Source organism: Anaerospora sp., from assembly GCF_032013335.1.
GTDB lineage: Bacteria > Bacillota > Negativicutes > Sporomusales > DSM-15969 > Anaerospora.
Genome location: NZ_DALZUO010000002.1, coordinates 179,765 through 200,458 on the forward strand (window position 1 = coordinate 179,765; position 20,694 = coordinate 200,458).

General features: G+C 43.5%; 23 protein-coding genes. 22 read left to right on the forward strand and 1 reads right to left on the reverse strand.

Features of this window, described 5'->3' with window-relative positions; all coding sequences use genetic code 11:
* The first annotated feature begins 89 nt into the window (after positions 1–89).
* The 12 genes from RTR76_RS02860 (at position 90) to rnfB (ending at position 11,080) form a co-directional block, all read left to right on the forward strand.
* Entirely contained in the window at positions 90–1,247 is a 1,158-nt protein-coding gene (locus RTR76_RS02860; RefSeq protein ID WP_312516499.1) for a sodium ion-translocating decarboxylase subunit beta, read from the forward strand.
* A gap of 15 nt (positions 1,248–1,262) precedes the next feature.
* The gene (locus RTR76_RS02865) at positions 1,263–1,409 is read left to right on the forward strand and encodes a hypothetical protein (protein WP_312516501.1); all 147 of its coding nucleotides are present in this window, start codon (positions 1,263–1,265) and stop codon (positions 1,407–1,409) included.
* Between the two features lie 163 nt (positions 1,410–1,572).
* Entirely contained in the window at positions 1,573–2,874 is a 1,302-nt protein-coding gene (locus tag RTR76_RS02870) for an SLC13 family permease (RefSeq protein WP_312516503.1), read from the forward strand.
* Between the two features lie 355 nt (positions 2,875–3,229).
* The gene (locus RTR76_RS02875; RefSeq protein ID WP_312516505.1) at positions 3,230–4,573 is read left to right on the forward strand and encodes an SLC13 family permease; all 1,344 of its coding nucleotides are present in this window, start codon (positions 3,230–3,232) and stop codon (positions 4,571–4,573) included.
* A 116-nt stretch (positions 4,574–4,689) separates the two neighbouring features.
* Entirely contained in the window at positions 4,690–5,232 is a 543-nt protein-coding gene (locus tag RTR76_RS02880) for a hypothetical protein (RefSeq protein ID WP_312516507.1), read from the forward strand.
* Positions 5,233–5,563: 331 nt separating this feature from the next.
* Complete coding sequence (locus RTR76_RS02885) at positions 5,564–5,980, forward strand: SoxR reducing system RseC family protein (RefSeq protein WP_312516509.1); 417 nt, start codon at positions 5,564–5,566, stop codon at positions 5,978–5,980.
* Positions 5,981–6,002: 22 nt separating this feature from the next.
* Entirely contained in the window at positions 6,003–7,322 is a 1,320-nt protein-coding gene (gene rsxC / locus RTR76_RS02890) for an electron transport complex subunit RsxC (RefSeq protein ID WP_312516511.1), read from the forward strand.
* A 12-nt stretch (positions 7,323–7,334) separates the two neighbouring features.
* The gene (locus tag RTR76_RS02895) at positions 7,335–8,330 is read left to right on the forward strand and encodes an RnfABCDGE type electron transport complex subunit D (protein WP_312516513.1); all 996 of its coding nucleotides are present in this window, start codon (positions 7,335–7,337) and stop codon (positions 8,328–8,330) included.
* A gap of 5 nt (positions 8,331–8,335) precedes the next feature.
* Positions 8,336–8,911 carry an RnfABCDGE type electron transport complex subunit G gene (locus RTR76_RS02900; protein WP_312516515.1) on the forward strand — a complete coding sequence of 192 codons (576 nt, stop codon included), beginning with the start codon at positions 8,336–8,338 and terminating at the stop codon, positions 8,909–8,911.
* A gap of 10 nt (positions 8,912–8,921) precedes the next feature.
* Positions 8,922–9,581, forward strand: a complete 660-nt coding sequence (locus RTR76_RS02905) for an electron transport complex subunit E (protein ID WP_312516517.1) — start codon at positions 8,922–8,924, stop codon at positions 9,579–9,581.
* Positions 9,581–10,162: an RnfABCDGE type electron transport complex subunit A gene (locus tag RTR76_RS02910; RefSeq protein WP_312516519.1), complete on the forward strand. Its 582-nt coding sequence runs from the start codon at positions 9,581–9,583 to the stop codon at positions 10,160–10,162. The genes RTR76_RS02905 and RTR76_RS02910 overlap by 1 nt, the downstream gene beginning before the upstream one ends.
* Before the next feature lie 30 nt (positions 10,163–10,192).
* Positions 10,193–11,080, forward strand: a complete 888-nt coding sequence (gene rnfB / locus RTR76_RS02915; RefSeq protein WP_312516521.1) for an RnfABCDGE type electron transport complex subunit B — start codon at positions 10,193–10,195, stop codon at positions 11,078–11,080.
* A 66-nt stretch (positions 11,081–11,146) separates the two neighbouring features.
* On the opposite strand, the gene RTR76_RS02920 is transcribed toward rnfB, so the two are convergent.
* Entirely contained in the window at positions 11,147–12,454 is a 1,308-nt protein-coding gene (locus tag RTR76_RS02920) for an amidohydrolase (RefSeq protein ID WP_312516523.1), read from the reverse strand.
* Between the two features lie 196 nt (positions 12,455–12,650).
* Between RTR76_RS02920 and RTR76_RS02925 the strand changes: the two genes are divergently transcribed.
* The 10 genes from RTR76_RS02925 (at position 12,651) to mrdA (ending at position 20,618) form a co-directional block, all read left to right on the forward strand.
* Positions 12,651–13,469 (forward strand): DUF3100 domain-containing protein, encoded by an 819-nt coding sequence (locus tag RTR76_RS02925; protein WP_312516525.1) that lies wholly within the window; start codon positions 12,651–12,653, stop codon positions 13,467–13,469.
* Complete coding sequence (locus tag RTR76_RS02930) at positions 13,466–13,912, forward strand: hypothetical protein (protein ID WP_312516527.1); 447 nt, start codon at positions 13,466–13,468, stop codon at positions 13,910–13,912. The genes RTR76_RS02925 and RTR76_RS02930 overlap by 4 nt, the downstream gene beginning before the upstream one ends.
* Before the next feature lie 122 nt (positions 13,913–14,034).
* Entirely contained in the window at positions 14,035–14,553 is a 519-nt protein-coding gene (locus RTR76_RS02935; RefSeq protein WP_312516529.1) for a Gx transporter family protein, read from the forward strand.
* A gap of 97 nt (positions 14,554–14,650) precedes the next feature.
* Positions 14,651–14,923 (forward strand): DUF4321 domain-containing protein, encoded by a 273-nt coding sequence (locus RTR76_RS02940; RefSeq protein ID WP_312516531.1) that lies wholly within the window; start codon positions 14,651–14,653, stop codon positions 14,921–14,923.
* Between the two features lie 11 nt (positions 14,924–14,934).
* Positions 14,935–15,504, forward strand: a complete 570-nt coding sequence (locus RTR76_RS02945; protein WP_312516533.1) for a Maf family protein — start codon at positions 14,935–14,937, stop codon at positions 15,502–15,504.
* Positions 15,501–16,199 (forward strand): DNA repair protein RadC, encoded by a 699-nt coding sequence (radC, locus tag RTR76_RS02950; RefSeq protein WP_312516535.1) that lies wholly within the window; start codon positions 15,501–15,503, stop codon positions 16,197–16,199. Before RTR76_RS02945 ends, radC begins: the two co-directional genes overlap by 4 nt.
* A 59-nt stretch (positions 16,200–16,258) precedes the next feature.
* Complete coding sequence (locus RTR76_RS02955; RefSeq protein WP_312516537.1) at positions 16,259–17,305, forward strand: rod shape-determining protein; 1,047 nt, start codon at positions 16,259–16,261, stop codon at positions 17,303–17,305.
* 1 nt (position 17,306) lies between these two features.
* Positions 17,307–18,218 (forward strand): rod shape-determining protein MreC, encoded by a 912-nt coding sequence (mreC, locus tag RTR76_RS02960; RefSeq protein ID WP_312516539.1) that lies wholly within the window; start codon positions 17,307–17,309, stop codon positions 18,216–18,218.
* Positions 18,215–18,709, forward strand: a complete 495-nt coding sequence (mreD, locus tag RTR76_RS02965) for a rod shape-determining protein MreD (protein ID WP_312516541.1) — start codon at positions 18,215–18,217, stop codon at positions 18,707–18,709. The genes mreC and mreD overlap by 4 nt, the downstream gene beginning before the upstream one ends.
* 76 nt (positions 18,710–18,785) lie before the next feature.
* Positions 18,786–20,618: a penicillin-binding protein 2 gene (gene mrdA / locus RTR76_RS02970; protein ID WP_312516542.1), complete on the forward strand. Its 1,833-nt coding sequence runs from the start codon at positions 18,786–18,788 to the stop codon at positions 20,616–20,618.
* The last annotated feature ends 76 nt before the right edge of the window (positions 20,619–20,694 follow it).

Sequence of the window (20,694 nt, forward strand, 5' to 3'; positions counted from 1 at the left end):
CTTGAAATCCTAACTGTCTCCAACATGTACAAATATTATTAAAACAAATAACTATATCAATAGTTATTTAATGGGAGGGTAAACTACCAATGGAAGCATTGTTTCTGCAATATCCTTGGCTGGACGAACTGCTGCAGGGCTTTATCGGTCTGAAACTTACACACGTAGTCATGTGGGCTATCGGGTCAATCCTTATTTGGTTGGCAGTTGCTAAAGACTATGAGCCTGCATTATTGCTGCCTATGGGTTTTGGTGCTATTCTTGCAAATATTCCCTTTTCCTCAGCTGTTTCCCAGGTACCAGGCGAAGAAGGATTCCTCATCGTTCTTTATAAAGCTGGTATTGCCAATGAACTATTCCCTGTACTTATTTTTATCGCTATCGGTGCAATGTGTGATTTCGCTCCGCTTATTCGCCGCCCGTCGGTTATGCTGTTTGCAGCAGCCGCACAGTTCGGTATCTTTGCAACTGCTATTGGAGCAACCCTTGTAGGTTTCAGCTTCCCGCATGCCGCTTCAATCGGTATCATCGGTGCTGCTGACGGCCCGACTACCATTTATGTAGCTAGCCGTTATGCTGTTGAGCTGCTTGGACCTCTATCTGTTGCTGCTTATTCTTACATGTCTCTTGTTCCTGTTATTCAGCCTCCGGTTATCAAAGCAATTACAACTGAAGCTGAACGGAAAATCAAAATGGGCTTCCAAGGGGAAGAACCAGTTTCTCAAACCACTAAGTTCCTGTTCCCTCTGATGATCGTTATTATTGCCGGTATCGTAGCTCCTATTTCGGTTGCTTTGATTGGCGCACTTATGTTTGGCAACCTGTTGAAAGAATCCGGTGTTACTGAGAATCTTTCCAGCTGCGCTGAGAATGAACTTGCTAACTTGGTTACACTGCTGCTCGGTATCACTGTTGGTGGTACGATGAGCGCAGAGCGTTTCTTAACGTTTGATGTAGCTTTAATTATGGCTCTTGGAGCTGTAGCCTTCGTATTTGACACTGTTGGCGGCGTATTATTCGCCAAACTGCTCAATCTCTTCAGCCCAACTAAAATTAATCCGATGATCGGCGCTTGCGGTATCTCTGCATTCCCGATGTCGGGCCGTGTTATTGCGAAAATGGCTCTTAAAGAAGATCCTACAAACTTCATCATTCAGCACGCAATTGGCGTTAACGTTGCCGGTCAGGTTGCATCTGTTGTAGCCGGTGGTCTGGTTCTAGCGCTTATTCCGGCGCTGGCGAAGTAAAAGGAGGTAAATAAGATGAGTCACGCTACTAGCTCTGCAGTTACAATGCTGTTTGTCGCTCTGCCGACTATGTTTATTGTAATTGGTGTGTTTATTATGGCTACTAAAGCTCTTCATTCTGCTTTCCCTGCTCCAGTAGAAGAGGAAGAAGACGAAGACTAAATTGATGATTAATGCTTCGGCATTAACCATAAAACCTAGTTTCCAATATTAAGCCGTGTTTTTGCGATTCGCCCACTACGTGTTTTGTCACAAAGTAGAGTCCTCTTACTGGCTCAAGAATCGTAGCTTAGTTGGAACAAAATAAATACAAGGAGGAGACAACATGGATATCAGTACCCCTGCATTAGCGTCGATGATCGCGTTAGGCATCATTGTTATCATTTCTTGCTTCAAAGAAATGAACGTAGGTATTCTTGGGATCGCAGCCGGTTTGTTCGTTGGTATTGTGTTTTCTGGCTTAAAAGTAGCCGCAATTTTTAAAGGGTGGCCGGTTGGCTTATTTATGATCCTCGTTGGTGTTACTTTCATGTTTGCCTGCGCACAGGTAAACGGTACGATGGAAAAATTTAGTGCTTATTCTGTACGTCTTGCTAAAGGCAATACAGCATTAATCCCTATTATCTTCTTTTTCCTCGTTACTCTCGTAACAACAATTGGACCTGGTAATATTGCTTCGACTGCCTTATTGGCTCCTGTAGGTATGGCTATTGCTGGACGTATTGGCGTGCCGGCAATGGCTATGACAATGCTGATTGTTGGCGCTGCAAACGGCGCTGCGTTTTCGCCTTTTGCACCTACCGGTATCATTTCTAACGGTATTATTGCAAAAATGGCACCCCAATTAGGAATTCCTGCAGAATCATTATCGAGTCTTGCTTGGAAAGTGCATTTTAATTCTGAGATTGTGCAAGGTCTTGTTAACTTCGGTGGCTTCTTTATCTTCGGGGGTTTAGCCTGGATGAAGAAACAACGTGGCGGCAGTGCTTTAAACATTGATGAAATTGCTCCTAAACCGGAACCATTTACTGCAAAGCAAATGGCGACTTTGGCTGGTATCGTAGCTTTGGTTGTTTCCGTTATCTTCTTGAAATGGGACGTTGGTGCCGTTGCTTTCGGTATCGGTGCAATCTTCCTGTTGTTTGAAATTGCTGACGATGCGAAAGCGGTTAAAGCTATGCCTTGGGGCGTTATCCTCATGGTGTGCGGTATGTCTGTATTAATTGATATCATGGACCAAGCCGGTGGCTTGACTGCTATGGTTAAAATGATTGGCGTTATTTCCAATCCTGTTACCATCAATGGTGTTCTTGGTTTCATCACTGGTATCATTTCGGCTTACTCCAGCTCTTCAGGCGTTGTAATGCCAATGTTCCTGCCAATGGTTCCTGGTTTGATCAAAGAAGTAGGGGGCGGCAATCCTGTAGCCCTGATTTCTTCTATCAATATCGGTGCTCACTTGGTTGATACATCACCTTTGTCAACCTTAGGTGCTCTTTGTATCGCCAGTGCTGCTGAGCATGAAGACAAAGCAAAATTGTTCCGTAACTTAATGTTGTGGGGCTTGTCCATGTCAGTGGTTGGTGCGCTTGTTTGTTATGTAGCTTTTGGTCTGCTTGGACTATAAGCAATAAAAAAAAGAGAGGCTTAGGCCTCTCTTTTTTTTATGTCTTTTTTTAGCAAAAGAAGGATTTTTAAGTTCAGGATAGAATAACTTATATCTATAGAGACATAGAGAGAATGTATATATTAAACATAGTAAGATTACATATCCCTATAGTCCCTTTTTTTGGATTGAATTTTCCGATTATTTATTATTTACATAATAGTATGTTTAGTGATACTATTATGTTATTGAGAGGGGGGATGCTTTAAGGAGAGGAGTTATTGTACTGTTACCGTAACAGTCTCCTGAGAGAAAGTGTGAAGAACGTTGTACCGCATGGTAATTCAACGCAAATTACATTGGGGGGGAATTTTAAATGGAAATATCATTGGCTGCAATTATGTCAATTGTTGCCCTACTAATCGTGGTAATTATCAGTTGTGTAAATGAAGATCTAAATGTTGGCTTTCTTGGTATCGCCTTCGCAATCATTGTTGGTGGTATCTGGGGCGAAACAACAGCAGTTAAAGTAATGGGTTATTTCCCTACCGGTCTTTTTATGATTCTCGTAGGTGTTACATTCTTATTTGGTATGGCCCAAACAAATGGTACTATGGAAAAGCTGACAGCTTACTCCGTACGCCTTTGCAAAGGCAACACTGCATTTATGCCTTTAATTATATTTGTTCTTACAACGTTTGTGACAACTATCGGACCTGGTAACATTGCTGGAACAGCCTTGATGGCACCAGTTGCAATGGCTATTGCTACTCGGATCGGCATGCCGGCTTTTCTGATGACTCTCATCGTTGTCGGTGCTGCAAACGGCGCAGCCTTCTCACCTTTTGCTCCTACAGGTATTATATCTAATGGTATTATTGCTAAAATGGCAGGCGGACTGGGTATCCAGGATTTAAGCGGTTTGGCCTGGAAAATTCACTTTAACTCAGAAATTGCTCAAGGCCTGGTTAATATCGGTGGTTTCTTCGTACTTGGCGGTTGGGCCTGGATTAAGAAACAACGCGGCGAAACTCTCAATATTGATGAATTAGCTCCGAAACCAGAACCTTTCAACAAGCATCAAATTCTTACGCTCTCAATGGTAGGTATTTTGATTCTCTTGGTTGTTCTTCCTGGATTGCCTGCTACAAAAGCGTTATTCTCCAAAACAGTGCTTAACCTTTTGAGTAACGTTGGTTCAATTGCCTTTATATTAGCTGGTGTATTGATGCTGACTGGCTCGGGCGATAGCAAAGCCGCTATTAAAGTAATGCCTTGGGGCGTAATGCTCATGGTGTGCGGCGTAACCGTTCTCATCGAAGTTATGGATAAAGCGGGCGGACTCAATGCCTTGGTTAAAGTAATTGGCGCTATTTCCACTCCTACCACAGTTAATGCTTGGCTTGGTTTAATTACAGGTGCTATCTCGGCATACTCCAGCTCATCGGGCGTAGTAATGCCGATGTTCCTGCCAATGGTTCCTGGCTTGATTAAAGAAGTTGGTGGCGGTAACCCAATTGCTATGATTTCTTCTATCAATATCGGTGCTCATTTGGTTGATACTTCTCCTCTTTCCACGCTGGGCGCTCTTTGTATTGCCTGCGCAGGTGAGCATGAAGATAAAGCTAAATTGTTCCGCAACCTGTTGATTTGGGGTCTGTCCATGTCAGTGGTTGGCGCAATCGTCTGCTATATCTTCTTTGGATTACTCAACTTATAATAGCAACTATGAAGACCGGGAATAAATTCCCGGTCTTTTTATTTTTATACATCTTGTACGCATTATGCTGAATGCTGTATACTATAACGGTAAGTTTTAGTTATACAGGAGGAAATATGGAGAAAATTGTAGATCAGTCTATTGTCACCCCAAAAAATACCTATGCTATTTCTTTTAGTGTGATCATGCTTGTTTCCATGATTGGTTTTAGTGTGTATCGGTATATTGATATTGGCTTTTTCTCGCCCTTAGAAGTTTTTGCTGAATTGATGATTATTTTTGTATTAGTTGACAGAGCACAATCAAAACTCACTTATGAACTTGATAAAAAAGTATTTCGAATCACGAAAAAAAGCTTATTTGGCACTCAGGTGCATGAGATACCATATAAAGATGTCTTCGGTATTTATGATTATGTTCCTAAGCTTGTGGGCGCCGTTAAATTTCGCCATACCTACCGTCTGCATTCAGCACTTGACGGGCGGAAAGTATGGACATTGGCATACCGGTTTATGAAGAAAGGTAAGACGGAAAATCGCAAAGTCTTTTTTAAGGCAAGTGAAGAGCTGCTTAATGGGTTAAATCAGCGCTTGCCGAATAAAGTACGTATTTCGGAAGAAGAAGCAGTGCGTAATATTATATTGAATGAAAAAGACTAGTAAGCTTAAACCCGGGTGCAGATATTTGTACTCGGGTTTAGCTGTTAGTATAGTACTTTCTATATTTATTTGAACTATTTTGTTTGCTAATAAAACAGTATAGAAATCATTTATATGTAGGGAAAGGGAGAGCGCTTAAAGCACTCTCCCTTTCTTTTATTTCTAACAAATCACATGATTACATAAAATAAATCAATATTGCCAAAGTTGTAAATTTACCGTAAATTAGCAGGAAATGACATGTGGAAGAAGAAAGGATAAAGAATGTTACTAAGGTGTGTAGTACAAGAATATGATATTAATAAAATATAAGACAAAGGGGGGGAGAACTATGGTTAAGCGCCAGGAGGGTGTCGTGCTGGAGGTTTCCGAAAAAATGGCAAAGGTAAAAACAAGCCGGCATAATAATTGTGAAAGCTGCGGCGCTTGCCCAGGGAATTCAGCACTTGTGCTGGATGCGAAAAACCCCTTAGGTGCGTTGCCTGGGCAGCGCGTGGAATTCGAAATCCGTGAAGCTGGTATGTTAAAAGCAGCATTTATCGTTTTTGTGTTGCCCTTACTTGCAGCTTTCATTGGTGGGACCAGCGGTGGATGGCTAGCAGCTCATGCCGGATATGATGCGCAATTGCCGGAGATAATTGGCGGTGTAATGTCGTTCGGACTGGCAGTCATGTATATCAAATATGTGGATGTCTCTATTCGATCCGATGCCAGGATGCAGCCAATTATAACCCGCATTTATAATTAACAGATGCAAACGAGGTGACAGTATGGCAAAAAGTTTTAGAGGCGGCGTTCATCCGAATGACCGCAAGGCTTACACTGCAAGCAGGTCCATTCAGGAAGTAGCTATTCCAGCACGTGTCATTATTCCCACACGCCAGCATATTGGTGCTCCCTGTACTCCTGTTGTCAAAGCAGGAGATTTGGTGAAAAAGGGTCAGATTATCGCAGATGCCCAGGCCTTTGTTTCAGCTCCGGTACATGCTTCAATCTCAGGAAAAGTTGTCGAGATCTCTGAATATCCTCATCCGGTTTTTGGTACATGTCCTGCTATTGTCATTGAAAACGATGGCAAAGATGAATGGCAGGAAGGATTGCCTCTTACCCGTAATTGGCAGGACTTTGATTGCTGCGAATTGAAGGAGTTTGTCCGTCAGGCAGGGATTGTCGGAATGGGAGGAGCTACATTCCCGACGCATGTCAAAATGGCTCCGCCAGCCGAGAAGTCAGTAGATATGCTTATTCTTAATGGCGCAGAATGTGAACCATTCTTGACAGCAGATCATCGTGTTATGCTGGAGCGGGCCGGACAGGTGCTTACCGGAACGCAAATAGCAATGAAAATTCTGGGGGTCACAAAGGGCGTTATTGGCATTGAAGAAAACAAACCTGATGCCATTGCGGCTATGCGTCAAGCTGCAGAGGGAACATCGATTCAGGTGGTTGCCCTTAAAACAAAATATCCCCAAGGTGCAGAAAAAACGCTGATTAAAGTAATTGCTGACCGCGAAGTTCCATCTGGCGGCTTACCGATGGATGTGGGAATTGTTGTCCAGAATGTCGGTACAGTAGTAGCTATTGCCGATGCAGTGCAGAATGGGGTTCCGCTAATCGAGAGAGTAACAACTGTAACGGGTGGTGCTGTTGCTGAGCCGCAAAATTTATTGCTGCGGGTAGGAACAACTTTTGCTCATGCCATTGAACTCTGCGGGGGCTTCAAAGAAACACCCGTTAAAATCATCATGGGTGGTCCTATGATGGGGTTAGCGCAGCGAACGCTGGATACTCCCATTATAAAAGGAACTTCTGGTATTTTGGCTCTGAGTGCAGCAGATGTCAATGTAGGGCCTGAGCGTCCCTGTATTCGTTGTGGGCGCTGTGTTGCTACCTGTCCTATGGGCTTAGTGCCGAGTATGCTTAGCTTACTGGGAGAACGCAGCCGTTTTCAGGAAGCGAAAGAGGAATTTAACTTGCTTGACTGCGTAGAATGCGGTTCGTGTGTATATGTTTGTCCTGCTAAACGAAATATTGTTCAGTATATTAAACTGTCCAAAGCCCAAAATGCCGCGCAAGCGGCAAAAAAATAGGAGGTGGGGCGAATGAGTACAGAAGGTAAAGTAGAGGCGGGTATCCTAGCCGTTTCAGCATCGCCTCATATTCGCTGTGACGAATCGATTGCCAAAATTATGTGGACAGTCAATGCGGTACTGGCACCGGCGGCGCTGTTTTCAGTGTGGCAGTTCGGTATGCCTGCATTGCTAACCATGATGATTTGTATTGTTGCATCTGTAGGTACCGAATATTTGATTCAAAAGTGGCAAAATAAGCCGGTAAGCATTACTGATGGCAGTGCTTTTTTAACTGGCTTGCTTTTGGCAATGAATATTCCTTCTACCGTTTCGTGGTATGTGCCCCTACTGGGTTCATTAGTTGCAATTGGTATCGCAAAACATACCATGGGCGGCTTAGGCTATAATATTTTTAACCCAGCCTTAATCGGGCGGGCTTTTCTGCTGGCATCGTGGCCAATTGCTATGACGACATGGCCTTCCATGCCAAGTCATATTGACGGGGTAACCTCAGCCACTCCCCTTGGCATATTAAAACTGCAGGGATATGAGAAATTAGTTCAGGTTTTTGGCGATCAGCCTTCTTTATACAAAGCACTTTTCTTTGGTACTCGCAGTGGCAGCGCAGGAGAAACTTCAGTCATTTTACTGCTTATTGGCGGGTTGTATCTCATTTACAGAGGCTATATCAATTGGCAGGTGCCTGTATGTATGATTGGAACAGTTGCGGGACTAACCTGGCTGTTTGGGGGTACTAGCGGTTTATTTACAGGAGATCCGCTGCTGGCAATGCTATCGGGCGGACTCGTTCTAGGTGCTTTTTATATGGCTACAGATATGGTGACAATTCCTATTACAATCAAAGGTCAAATTATTTTCGCTGTAGGTGCAGGTGCATTAACGGTACTTATCCGTCTATTGGGCGGTTATCCTGAAGGCGTCTGTTATGCCATATTGCTGATGAACTCAGTAACACCGCTGATCGATCGGCTGGTGCAGCCGGTTAAATTCGGTACTAGGAGGTAGAAAGGATGGCTGAAGCAGTACACGGACACGGACAAGATGAGCAAAACAGTATATTTAAAATCGGCATCAACCTGACAATTGCCTGTCTTTTATCTGGCGCTATTATTGCCGGTACCTATTCCATCACTGCTCCTATCGCTGCCCAGGAGAGAGTTAACCTGAAAAACCGGGCAATGAAGGAATTAGTAGCAGATGCTCAGACTTTCCAAGCAATCGAGGGTAAAATGGACTGGTATGCTGCACAAAAAGACGGTAAAACATTAGCATATGTAGTCCCTGCTGATAGCAAAGGCTATGGCGGAACGATTCGCATGCTGGCCGCAGTTACTCCTGAGGGGAAAATGCTTGATTATAAAATTTTGGCCCATAATGAAACTCCAGGACTTGGTGACAAAGCTGCTGATCCTAAATTTCGTCAGCGATTTGCGGGGAAGGCAGCACAGGAAATGGAAGTAGTGAAGGTGCCGTCCGATAAGAATATTCAAGCTCTGACAGGAGCGACAATCACATCACGTGCTGTCACTAAAGGAATCCGGGAAGCGGTTGAACAGGTAGCTGCATATGCCGCGCAAAAGAAGTGAGGTGGAAATAATGAAATTGTGGGATATTTTTTATAAAGGAATATTTGAACAAAACCCCATTTTCCGGCTTGCTCTTAGTCTTTGTCCGGCCCTTGCGGTTACATCGACTGTTATTAATGCGCTTGGTATGGGGTTGTCAGTTATGTTTGTTATCACTGCGAATAATGTAGTGGTTTCCACCTTCCGGCACTGGGTTAACCCTAAAGTCCGTGTACCGGTATATATCACTTCGATCGCCACTATTGTGACATTGGTGCAGCTTGTAATGGAAGCATATATGCCTATTCTGTACAGCGAATTGGGGATATACCTGGCATTAATCGTGGTATTCGCCGTTATTTTAGCCAGGGCAGAGGTTTTTGCAGCTAAAAATCCTGTTATTCCCTCTTTCTTTGATGGATTGGGTATGGGAGCGGGTTTTGCCGGTGCGATGCTGTTGATTGGCGTTATCCGTGAGCTTTTTGGATCAGGCAGTATAGGGGGAATACAAATCTTCGGGGCAGCTTATGATCCGCCATTGATCATGATTCTTGCTCCAGGAGGTTTTTTGCTTATGGGGCTGATGATAGGCGGATTTAATTTGCTCACAGAGTATCAAGATAAACAAAAAGCAGCTAAAAATAATGCTGTTATTATGCCGACAATAGGTGTACAAAGGAGTGAAGGATAATGGGTGAGTATTTTACACTCTTTATGGGCGCTGTTATTGTAAACAACTTTGTTTTGACCCGCTTTTTAGGACTATGTATTTTCTTTGGTGTATCAAAGAATTTGAATGCTTCCATTGGGATGGGAATGGCTGTTACGTCGATTATGACGCTAAGCTCAATTTTGGCCTGGGTAGTGTATACGTATGTTTTGCATCCATTTAAGCTGACGTTTCTGACAACAATTGTTTTTGTTGTATTAATTGCAAGCTTTGTACAGCTTACGGAAATGATTATTAAAAAGCATGCTCCTGCTTTATACAATATGTGGGGAATTTATTTGGTGCTGATTGCCACTAATTGTATCGTACTTGGCGTGCCGCTCTTAAATGCAGAATCCAATTTTACTTTTGCCAAAAGTGTGGTCCATGCGATTGGTTCGGGAGCAGGCTTTGCTCTGGCAATTGTTTTAATGGCCAGCCTGCGGGAAAAACTGCAATATGCCGATGTACCTAAATCGTTGAATGGTTTAGGGATTGCATTTATTTTGGCAGGAATGCTGGCATTGTCATTCTTCGGGTTTTCGGGGATGATTCCATTATAGCGCTCGTTGCAGTGTTGGAGGAGGAGAGAAATGGGTACTTCAGTGATGATTTTAGTAGTATTAACAACTTTGGGATTAGTTTTCGGCTTTATCTTAGCCTATGCAAACCGTAAGTTTGCTATTGAAATTAACCCATTGATTCATATTGTGGAAGATGTGCTTCCTAAAGGGCAGTGTGGAGCATGCGGATATGCTGGCTGTCAGGCATATGCAGAAGCGGTTGTATTGAATCCGGAGGTTTCTCCTAACTTATGCATACCTGGTAAAGAGCCAATTGCCAAAGCTGTGGCAGAGCTGACTGGTAAAGCAGCAGCGGAAATTGAACCTCGTATTGCACAGGTAAGATGTGCCGGCAGTGAAGGTAAAGCCGTGAAAGCCTACCACTATGAAGGAGTTCGTGATTGTGTTGCAGCAAATTTGATGTTTGGCGGACAAAAGGTTTGTAAGCATGGCTGCCTAGGGTTAGGCACTTGTGTTCAAAACTGTCCCTTTGATGCTATGACAATGAGTGCAGAAGGGTTGCCAATCATTGATCCGTCTAAATGTACTGGCTGCGGCAAATGCGAAACAGTTTGTCCGAAACATGTTATAGCTATGATGCCGCTTACAGCTAGTGTTCGTATTAACTGTAACTCCAAAGATAAGGGGGTAGTGGCTCGCAAAGCTTGTACGGTAGCCTGTATAGCCTGTTCTCTGTGCATGCGTGAATGTCCGCATGGTGCAATAAAAATGGAAAATAACCTGGCAGTTGTGAATCCGGATATTTGTCATACCCTATGCAGTGATGCCCGATGTTTGCTTAAATGTCCTACAAAAGCGATTAGGCCTGCAGTTTTAGGGCTTGTTCCGGGATCTGAGAATCAAGCTAGCGTGGAGGCTGTTTGTGTTTCTTGCCGGCAAACAGGAGTCGCCGGGTAAGAGTAGTGTGCGATAAAAAAGAAGGAAATCGGCTTGGCCGATTTCCTTCTTTTTTGTGTTATTGTGTTATATGGAATAACTGTCTAACAGGTTAATATATTCTTCTTTGGTCAATAAGGGCTTAAAGTTAGTGAGAATAGTTTGTGCCTGCTCTGCCTCAGCGGCAAGCAGATCAATGATAGTCATTGCCATAATTTTGGCAGGCAGAATGCAGGCTGCGTAATAGTCGACAACAGTAAAATCGCGCACATGGAGGGAACCCGTTGCACCCCCTACATATGGATGGATGGTTGGCATTAAATGGGAAACATCGCCCATGTCAGTTGATCCCCCAAAGTGCCCTACCTGAATAATATGATCTTCAGGTATAAAATGGCGGGCGTTAGCAGAAAAAAGATCATTCATTGCTTCCGGACAATGGAGCGGAAGATAACCGGGCAAGGTTTTGATTATTGTTTGAGCTCCGATTGCATCACCGCCCGCTTTTAAAGCCCGGTCTACCTTTTGATGAGTAGCATCAATGGCCGTCATGGTCTTTGCCCGTACATATGTTTCCAGTCTGACGTCAGCAGGCACACTGTTCACTAAGTCGCCGCCTTTCGTTATAATGGGGTGGACTCGAACGTTATCCTGATCCTGAAAAGTTTCCCGAAGGGCATGAATCCCCATTAAACCCATCATGGCCGCATTTAATGCATTGATGCCTTGTTCCGGAGCTTCGGCAGCATGCGCCTCTTTCCCCATATATTGAATAGTTTTGCCTATAAATCCATTACTTGATTGTCCAATAGAGATGGAGGCCTTTGGTGCGTTCTTAGCAGAGTGCACCATCATCGCCATGTCAATATCGTCAAACTCTCCCCGATAAATTAATTCTTGTTTTCCCCCAAGAAAGTGGATTTTGCCTTCGTCCCGCAATTTTTGCCGATAAGCAATCTCAATGTATTCTTCAGCCGGCACAGCCATGAAAGTTACATTGCCGTGCAAAGCATCGGCAATACCTGCTATCTTCAATCCCAGGGCCGTACCCACTAGTACACCGAGCTGCACATGATGTCCACAGGTATGAGCCGCTCCTGTATACGGATCGGCCTTAGCGCTGTCCGGGCAAATAACAGCATCCAGCTCTCCCAAAATTGCAATATTAGGTCCCTCCGTATCTGGTTTGAGTCTGGCTTTAATGCCGGTTAACGCCAAGCCCTCCTGGCAGGAGTAGCCCAGGTCGGCAAGGAAATCGGCCGTAAGCCGGGCTGTTTTCGTTTCTTTAAAACCTAATTCAGGATGTGCTTCTACCTGTTGAGCGTATGTAATAATTTTGTCAGCATGTTTATCAATTACTTGGCAAACAAGGTTTTTTAACTCTACTATGTTCATAACAGTCACCTCTAAAACAATAATGATAAAACTACTTCGCTATATATATAACGGGTTCCTTCGTTAGAAAAATCAGTAATTACTTTATTTATGAAAGTATTCTTTAATAATGTTGACACTTGTGTTTATGCATAGTACTATTGTCTTCATGGAAAGTAGATGTAATTGTAATAATAAGCCATTAAGGAGGAAGCGGATGAGTGTATTAAAAAATGGAAAAATTCATATTTGTGCGTTCCTGATTGTAGTTATTTGTGAACTTATCGGGACGAAAAAGGTGCCTTTGGGGCCTGGAGTGCTATTATTTTTACCGATGCTTTATGCCATGATTTTAGGCGGAATTGTTAGCTGGCCGCGATTAAAGATGGTCAAACTGGAGGAAATGAATAAAGCCTCAGCTGTGCTTAGTATGACTACATTAATATTAGTTGCCAAACTAGGAGTTATTATTGGTCCATCAATGGATAAACTGGTGAAATCAGGCTTAGCACTTTCTCTGCAGGAAGTTGGACATTTTTTTGGTACTGTTATTTTGGGGCTGCCAATTGCAATTTTATTAGGCTTAGGCAGAGAAGCTGTGGGAGCAACTTTTTCGATAGATCGGGAGCCTAATATTGCGATTATCGCAGAAAAATATGGCCTTGATTCACCTGAAGGCCGGGGCGTTATGTCGGTCTATATCTGCGGGACTTTATTTGGCGCCGTATGGCTGGGGCTGCTAGCCGGATATTTGGCAGCTTTGAAGATCTTCCATCCTTTTGCACTTGCAATGGGAGCAGGCGTTGGTTCAGGAAGTATGATGGCGGCTGCTTCGGGTGCTATCAAGGCCGTTTTTCCGGAATATGCCAATGAGATATTGCTTTATGCTGGAGCAAGCAATTTATTGACTACTATTGTTGGTATTTATTTTAGTCTCTTTGTGTCGCTGCCTATTACTAATTACTTATACAAAGTTCTTACTCCTATATTAGGCAGGCAGAATACAGCCTCAGATAAGGAGGAAGTTGCAAAATGAAGTGGACTGAAATAATAAAGATTTTTACTCTAATGGGAATTATGACGGTAGCAGGCAATACCATTGGTTATAAGATGCCTCTCATCGATGCCGTCATCGGTTATCTGATCATGATGGGAATTACATTAGCTGGCATTGCTTTCGCACGCATCATACCCTTGAAACTTCCCATGGTATTTTGGATTTCTATTATTGCTATAACTTCAACTTCTCCGTTATCGCCTTTTGCCAAGGATATCTTGGCTTTTACCGGGAAAATTGATTTTTTGGCACTTTGCACGCCCATTCTCGCCTATGCGGGATTAGCGGTGGGAAAAGATTTAGCTATGTTTAAGAAGATGTCATGGCGGATTGTGGTTGTGGCACTAGCTGTTTATACAGGCACATTTGTCTTTGCTACTTTTATTGCACAAATGATGCTACATATTGAAGGTATTATTTAAGAAAAATGCAGCGCTGAAAAAATAGCGCTGCATTTTTCTTTGTCCGTTGTTATGGTAGGAAGGATGAGGTACAATAGAAGGGAGAAGAGCCCAGCAGCAAAAAGTATTGTGAGGTTACAAGAATGTCAGCCAGATCAACTATTCTGCTAGGATTATTGATTGGAATCGCCGCAGTGCTTCATATCATTGAAAACTGGCTGCCTTTGCCGCTTCCTGTGCCGGGGGCTAAGCTGGGATTGGCAAATGTAATATCATTGATTGCCCTGATCTATTTCGGCTGGCGTCATGCGCTGTATGTGGTAATTGGCAGGGTGCTTCTTGGTTCAGTAGCCGGTGGCGTATTTTTAGGGCCGACCTTTGTGATGAGCTTGTCCGGTGCTGTTGGCAGTTTACTGGTAATGGGTCTTGCCTGGAAGCATTGGCGCCCAAGCCTTTCTATTGTCGGAATTAGTGTACTAGGCGCCTTTGTTCATAACAGTCTTCAATTAGTTATTGCATCAAAGCTGGTTTCCAATTATGGAGTATTATGGTACTTGCCGTGGCTGACGCTTTTTGCTTTACCGACAGGCATTGCTACCGGCTTATGTGCTGCAGCTTTTTTAAATCGATCAGGCGCTTTTTTTTTAGTCGAAAAACAATGATAAAAACATAAAAATCCTCATTAGGAGAGGATTTTTGTTTCTTCTTGTAGAAGTCTGATGAAGCACCAGTGTTTGAAACTGAGATGGAGGTATACTAATGAGAGGCGGTAGTAACAAAGGTTTTGGTATGCTGGCGCTGTTTTTGATTACCGGCGCAGTTTTAGGCGGTATTATCGGTGAAATTATTGCTGATTCAACCCTGCTCGCTGGCGTAGCACCTTACTTGGTAAAGCAATTTCTGATTTTTGATTTGCTTCCGGTTACCATTAACCTTTATGTCATTAAATTTGTAATTGGTTTTGCTCTTTACCCGAATTTAATCAGCCTTCTCGGCATGGTAGCTGCAGCTGCTCTTTTTCGACGCTTCTAGGAGGAATGTTCATGGCAATCGTACTTGCATCCGCTTCTCCTCGCCGGCAGCAATTATTAGAACAAATTGGCTGCTCATTTTCAATAATGGCAAGTGATTTTGTTGAAGATAATACAATAGATCTGCCTGCGGATGAATTGGCTGTTGCACAGGCGAAAGGCAAAGCATGTGCTGTGGCGGCAAAGGCGAATGCCGGTGATATTGTTATTGGCGCTGATACTATAGTCGTTCTTGATGGACAGGTTTTTGGAAAACCAGTTGACAGGGACGATGCGTGCCGCATGTTAACCAGTTTGTCCGGTAAGGAACACCTGGTTATTACGGGGCTGGCCGTAGTTCGTGATAATCTGATTATGACGGATTGCTCAATAACCACTGTCAAATTCCGTACGCTTACGGCAACTGAAATTGAACGATATATTGCCACCGGTGAACCTGAAGACAAAGCTGGCGCCTATGCAATACAAGGCGTTGGAGCTTTGCTTGTCGAAAACATTTGTGGCTGTTACACGAATATAGTGGGCCTGCCTCTGGTAACGCTGGCCCGACTTATGTCTAAGGTTGGTGTAGTGTTGCTATGACATCTGTAAAGCCTTTGATGATGAAGGAACTGCCAGAAGATGAAAGGCCCCGTGAAAAACTGCTTGCAAAGGGTCCACAAGCGCTTAGTAATTCTGAGTTACTGGCTATTTTAATTCGTACAGGGACAGCAAATGAATCGGTTATGCGTTTGGCAGAACGCGTTCTTGAACAATTTGAGAATGGTGGCCTGACTGCTCTAGGCCGATTAACACCTAGAGAAATCAGCAGGGTTAAAGGTATTGGAGCTGCAAAAGCGGTTACTATTACTGCAGCTGTTGAATTGGGAAAGCGAATGGCTATGCTCGGAGCCGGTGACAAGGTTATTATTCGCTCACCTCAGGATGCAGCTTGGCTAATGATGCCACGGTTGCGCTATGAGCCGAAAGAGCTGTTTGTTGCTATTATGCTATCCACAAAGAATCATGTGCTTAGTACACCGGTTATTTCGGTGGGGTGCTTAAATGCCAGCATCGTTCATCCTCGCGAATTATTTCGTGAAGCGATCAATTATAGTGCGGCTTCTGTTATTCTTGTTCATAATCATCCCAGTGGTGATCCTGCCCCTAGTGCTGAAGATATTTCTTTGACTAAAAAATTGGTGGAAGCAGGTCATTTACTAGATATTTCTGTATTAGATCATGTAATTATCGGAGACGGTAAGTATGTTAGCTTAAAAGAAAAGGGTATACTATAACAGTATTGAAAAGCAATCATACACGTCGGCTGCTTTTATGAAAGGAGTCATGTTTTTTTATGGTGAATTTTTTTGGATCATTTTCTCGTGATATGGGCATAGACCTTGGGACGGCTAATACGCTGGTCCATGTAAAAGGAAAAGGTATAGTGCTAAGAGAACCGTCAGTAGTGGCTATTCAGCGTGATACCGGAGAGGTGCTTGCTGTTGGTGAAGAGGCCAAACAGATGATTGGCCGTACACCGGGGAATATCATTGCTATTCGTCCCTTGAAAGATGGTGTAATAGCTGACTTCGATGTAACCCAAGCCATGTTAAAGTATTTTATTCGCAAAGCAATTGATACAAAGTCATTTATTCGTCCCAGAGTAGTTGTGGGTGTTCCTTCCGGTGTTACCGAAGTAGAAAAAAGGGCTGTTATTGATGCGACTATTCAGGCTGGCGCCAGAGAAGCCTATCTGATTGAAGAACCAATGGCTGCTGCGATTGGTGCAGGATTACCTGTTCATGAACCTACAGGAAATATGGTTGTCGATATTGGTGGCGGTACTACTGAAGTAGCTGTTATCTCACTAGGTGGTATTGTTACCAGCCGTTCTATTCGAATAGGCGGGGATGAGTTGGATGAAGCAATCATTCAATATATTAAGAGAACCTATAACTTAATGATTGGTGAGAGAACTTCAGAAGAAGTAAAAATATCGATAGGTTCTGCAATTCCTCCTGTTGTTGATGAAACGTTGGATATCCGGGGAAGGGATTTGGTTACAGGTCTGCCCAAGACACTGACTATCAGGGCAACTGAAATTCAAAGAGCATTAAATGAACCGGTTTTTGGGATTATTGAGGCAGTTAAGGTAACGTTGGAAAAAACTCCTCCTGAGCTTGCATCTGATATTATGGATCGTGGCATTGTAATGACCGGTGGTGGTTCATTGCTTCGTGGATTAGACACACTGCTTAATAAAGAAACCGGTATGCCGGTGCATATTGCTGAAGATGCACTGTCCTGTGTTGCGATTGGTACAGGCAGGGCACTCGAAACACTTGATCTATTGAAGCGGGTACTTATGACACCTAAAAAATTAGGAGAAAGGGGCCTGTAAAGTGGGATTCTTAAACAAAAAGGCGGTCATCTTGGTGATGGCTGTATTAACCGTCTTTTTGCTGGCGAATTTTGCGGGCCGCAGTATTTATCGACTCACCTTTGTTGAACAGCTTGTGACAACCGCTCTAGCGCCGGTGGAAGCACTAGTATCCCGAATGTCTTATGGCTTACAGAGTGTTACCAGTTCGACGGGACAGCTTTTTGTGGTATACCGTGATAATCAGGTTCTGCGGGAACAAATAGATCAGCTGAGACAGAGCGAGTTAAATGTCACCGAAATTATGGCAGAGAACCTTCGCTTACGTACAATGCTGGACTACAAAAAAGGAGTTCCTCAGTTTGATTTTGTAACTGCCGCGGTGATTGCCCGTGATCCGGGAGCCTGGACAAACATTATGATCATTAATAAAGGTTCTAATGATGGTTTGTCAAAAGATATGCCGGTAGTTACTCCACAAGGCCTTGCGGGAAACGTAATACAAGTATTTGCTACTACTTCGAAAGTGCAGCTTATTCTTGATCCCAGAAGTGCAGTCGGTTCGCTTATCCAGCGTCCCGAATCGAGAGTGGCAGCCATTGTGGAGGGCAACAGCGCAAGACCGATGTCGCCACATATGGTGAATTTGTCACGCGATGCAGATATTATCAGGGGTGATAAAGTTATTACTTCCGGCTTTGGCGGAATTTATCCTAAAGGACTACTAGTGGGGGAAGTAACAGATATCGTTAATGAAGAAGGCGGCTTGTTAAAATATGCCGTCTTGAACCCTGCTGTAGATTTTGATAGACTAGAAGAGGTCTTAGTTATCATCCGCTCGCGTGAGGCAGCACCTGTATTGCCGAATTCGACGCCAACTCCTCTAAATCCTGAGCAGAATCCTGCTCAGTCCTCAAAGGGGATAGGGCAATGAGGGCGATTGTTTGGGGAGCCTTTATCTTTATTACACTGATTGTACAGGCTGTTGTTATGCCGTCACTATCCATACAGGGAATCCGTCCGGATTTGCTGCTAATCGTGGTAGTGTCAGCCAGCTTGCTTTATGGTAAAGAAGCTGGAGTAGGAGCTGGCTTTTTTGCCGGTCTCCTGCAGGATTTGGCATCCGGTAATGTTTTTGGTCTCAATCTATTGGCAAAAATGGCTGTTGGCTATTTGTTCGGTCTAGCTGAGCGGAAAGTCTTTAAGGAGAACATTTTACTACCGGTACTCGCACTTTTGCTAGCAACACTTTTAAATAGTGCAATTGTCATGAGCTTTGTTATGTTGAGTGGCTATAAAATAGATATTGCTACGTCGATCGTGCACACTGTTCTTCCCATAACCCTATATAATATGGCTATGGCAATTCCTATGCACCAGATCTTTGCTAAAGCAATACGTAAAGTTAATGCTTATTGTGCTTGAGTTTTGAGGGCGTAAGAGCAACCATATGGTTGCTCTTATCCTTGTTTGTTAATCATTGAGAGAGTGGGTTGTTGTCATGCTGGCAAAACGAGTGAATCAAAGATTCGATGTCCTTGGTCTGATCGTTTTTATTGTTTTTGTCGCTCTTGTTAGCCGATTGGGCTATTTACAAGTAGTGCAAGGCAAATATTATGAAAGGTTGGCAGACGGCAACCGCATTCGCCTAATACCTATTATGGCACCGCGCGGGGTATTTTATGACCGCAATGGAGTGGCTCTCGTATCTAACCGTCCTGGATTTACTGTTTCTTTAGTGCCGATAAGCGGTCCAATTCCAGATGATGTCATCCGGAAATTAGCTGCTATTTTGGCAATGAATGAAACCGATATTCGTACTAAAATTCAACAGAATAATGGGGCTTTTGAACCAATTCGCATTAAGACTGATATTGGGCCGGATATCGTAACGAAGATAGAAGAGCGGCGTAGTGAATTGCCGGGAGTGGCAATTGAAATACAGCCTATACGCAACTATGTTAACAATGAACTGGCGGCCCATGCATTTGGTTATGTAAGCGAAATAAATGATGTAGAATTGGAAAAAAGAAAGTCTGAAGGGTATAAACAAGGGGATATTATTGGCAAGTTTGGTTTGGAACGGGTTTATGATAAAGAATTGCGGGGAATTGATGGCGGCGGCCAGGTAGAAGTTGATGTGACGGGAAGACCTGTACAGGAATTAGGGAAAAAAGAACCTATACCGGGCAGTAGTCTTACACTTACTGTAGACTACCGTATTCAAAAAGCAGCTGAAGCCGCTATTGACGAGCAATTAAAATACTTACAGACAAAGACGGAGTTTGTTAATGCGAAGGCGGCTGCAGCAATAGCTATGAACCCGCAAACCGGTGAAATTTTAGCAATGGTCAGCAGGCCTACCTTTAATCCTAATTTGTTTGCTGTAGGTATTTCCACAAAAGACTGGAAGCTGATTAATGAAAACCCTTCCCATCCAATGGATAATAAAGTTATTTCGGGCGAATATCCACCAGGATCTACTTTTAAAATTGTTACTGGTACCGCAGCTCTCGAATTAGGGAAAGTAACACCTGAAGAAAAGATTTTGGATACAGGCACGCACTGGATTATTCCAAAAGGGAATGCCGGTGGGGAAGCTTTGGGCTGGATTAATTTCCGGGAAGCTCTGGCTAAGTCGGATAATGTTTATTTCTATGAAATGGGCAATCGACTGGGAATTGATAATCTTGAGAAGTATGCCCGTGCTTTTGGCCTTGGTACTTATACCGGCATTAACTTGCCAGGAGAAAGCAATGGACTTGTAGCCAACCGGCGCTACAAAGAGAAAGTATATGAAGAAGACTGGTATTTATCAGAAACCTTCGATGCTGCTATCGGACAGGGCTTCCAGTTGGCTACACCGTTGCAAATCGCTGTTATGTTAGGTGAGATTGCGAATGGCGGCCATCGTTACCGGCCATACCTTGTCAGTAAAATCACTGCTCCCGACGGTTCAGTAACAAAAACTTTTGCGCCTGAGGAAGTTGGCAAAATTGATATTTCCAGCAAAACACTCAATCTGGTTCGTGATTCTCTCCGGGAAGTAGCACAAGAAGGCGGTACAGCAGGTGATTCTTTTCGGGGCTTTCCGATATCTATTGCCGGTAAAACCGGTACTGCTGAGAATTCTCACGGAGATGATCACGGCTGGTTTGTTGCTTACGGTCCTTATGAGGATCCAAGAATTGTTGTTGTCGTTATTGTTGAGCAAGGTGGCTATGGTGCGTCATCGGCGGTACCTATTGCGAAGAAGATATTGGAAGCAGCCTTTAACATTAACCAGCAGCAAACAGAGGCAAGCAGAGTGTATAAAACACAAACCGCTTTGTAAGTGTATATTTCAGGTGTAAAAAAAGGGGGTAATTCCTCTTTTTTTGCATTTTTGCAGGAATAGTTGGATGAAATAG

Excerpts from the sequence above, each read along its gene's own strand:
- mreD (WP_312516541.1), top strand. The coding sequence starts at position 18,215 with ATGAGGGCGATTGTTTGGGGAGCCTTTATCTTTATTACACTGATTGTA.
- RTR76_RS02865 (WP_312516501.1), top strand. The coding sequence starts at position 1,263 with ATGAGTCACGCTACTAGCTCTGCAGTTACAATGCTGTTTGTCGCTCTG.
- RTR76_RS02870 (WP_312516503.1), top strand. The coding sequence starts at position 1,573 with ATGGATATCAGTACCCCTGCATTAGCGTCGATGATCGCGTTAGGCATC.
- radC (WP_312516535.1), top strand. The coding sequence starts at position 15,501 with ATGACATCTGTAAAGCCTTTGATGATGAAGGAACTGCCAGAAGATGAA.
- RTR76_RS02940 (WP_312516531.1), top strand. The coding sequence starts at position 14,651 with ATGAGAGGCGGTAGTAACAAAGGTTTTGGTATGCTGGCGCTGTTTTTG.
- RTR76_RS02880 (WP_312516507.1), top strand. The coding sequence starts at position 4,690 with ATGGAGAAAATTGTAGATCAGTCTATTGTCACCCCAAAAAATACCTAT.
- RTR76_RS02955 (WP_312516537.1), top strand. The coding sequence starts at position 16,259 with ATGGTGAATTTTTTTGGATCATTTTCTCGTGATATGGGCATAGACCTT.
- RTR76_RS02910 (WP_312516519.1), top strand. The coding sequence starts at position 9,581 with ATGGGTGAGTATTTTACACTCTTTATGGGCGCTGTTATTGTAAACAAC.
- RTR76_RS02945 (WP_312516533.1), top strand. The coding sequence starts at position 14,935 with ATGGCAATCGTACTTGCATCCGCTTCTCCTCGCCGGCAGCAATTATTA.
- RTR76_RS02860 (WP_312516499.1), top strand. The coding sequence starts at position 90 with ATGGAAGCATTGTTTCTGCAATATCCTTGGCTGGACGAACTGCTGCAG.
- rsxC (WP_312516511.1), top strand. The coding sequence starts at position 6,003 with ATGGCAAAAAGTTTTAGAGGCGGCGTTCATCCGAATGACCGCAAGGCT.
- RTR76_RS02935 (WP_312516529.1), top strand. The coding sequence starts at position 14,035 with ATGTCAGCCAGATCAACTATTCTGCTAGGATTATTGATTGGAATCGCC.
- RTR76_RS02925 (WP_312516525.1), top strand. The coding sequence starts at position 12,651 with ATGAGTGTATTAAAAAATGGAAAAATTCATATTTGTGCGTTCCTGATT.
- RTR76_RS02920 (WP_312516523.1), bottom strand. The coding sequence starts at position 12,454 with ATGAACATAGTAGAGTTAAAAAACCTTGTTTGCCAAGTAATTGATAAA.
- RTR76_RS02885 (WP_312516509.1), top strand. The coding sequence starts at position 5,564 with ATGGTTAAGCGCCAGGAGGGTGTCGTGCTGGAGGTTTCCGAAAAAATG.
- RTR76_RS02900 (WP_312516515.1), top strand. The coding sequence starts at position 8,336 with ATGGCTGAAGCAGTACACGGACACGGACAAGATGAGCAAAACAGTATA.
- RTR76_RS02930 (WP_312516527.1), top strand. The coding sequence starts at position 13,466 with ATGAAGTGGACTGAAATAATAAAGATTTTTACTCTAATGGGAATTATG.
- RTR76_RS02905 (WP_312516517.1), top strand. The coding sequence starts at position 8,922 with ATGAAATTGTGGGATATTTTTTATAAAGGAATATTTGAACAAAACCCC.
- RTR76_RS02895 (WP_312516513.1), top strand. The coding sequence starts at position 7,335 with ATGAGTACAGAAGGTAAAGTAGAGGCGGGTATCCTAGCCGTTTCAGCA.
- rnfB (WP_312516521.1), top strand. The coding sequence starts at position 10,193 with ATGGGTACTTCAGTGATGATTTTAGTAGTATTAACAACTTTGGGATTA.
- RTR76_RS02875 (WP_312516505.1), top strand. The coding sequence starts at position 3,230 with ATGGAAATATCATTGGCTGCAATTATGTCAATTGTTGCCCTACTAATC.
- mrdA (WP_312516542.1), top strand. The coding sequence starts at position 18,786 with ATGCTGGCAAAACGAGTGAATCAAAGATTCGATGTCCTTGGTCTGATC.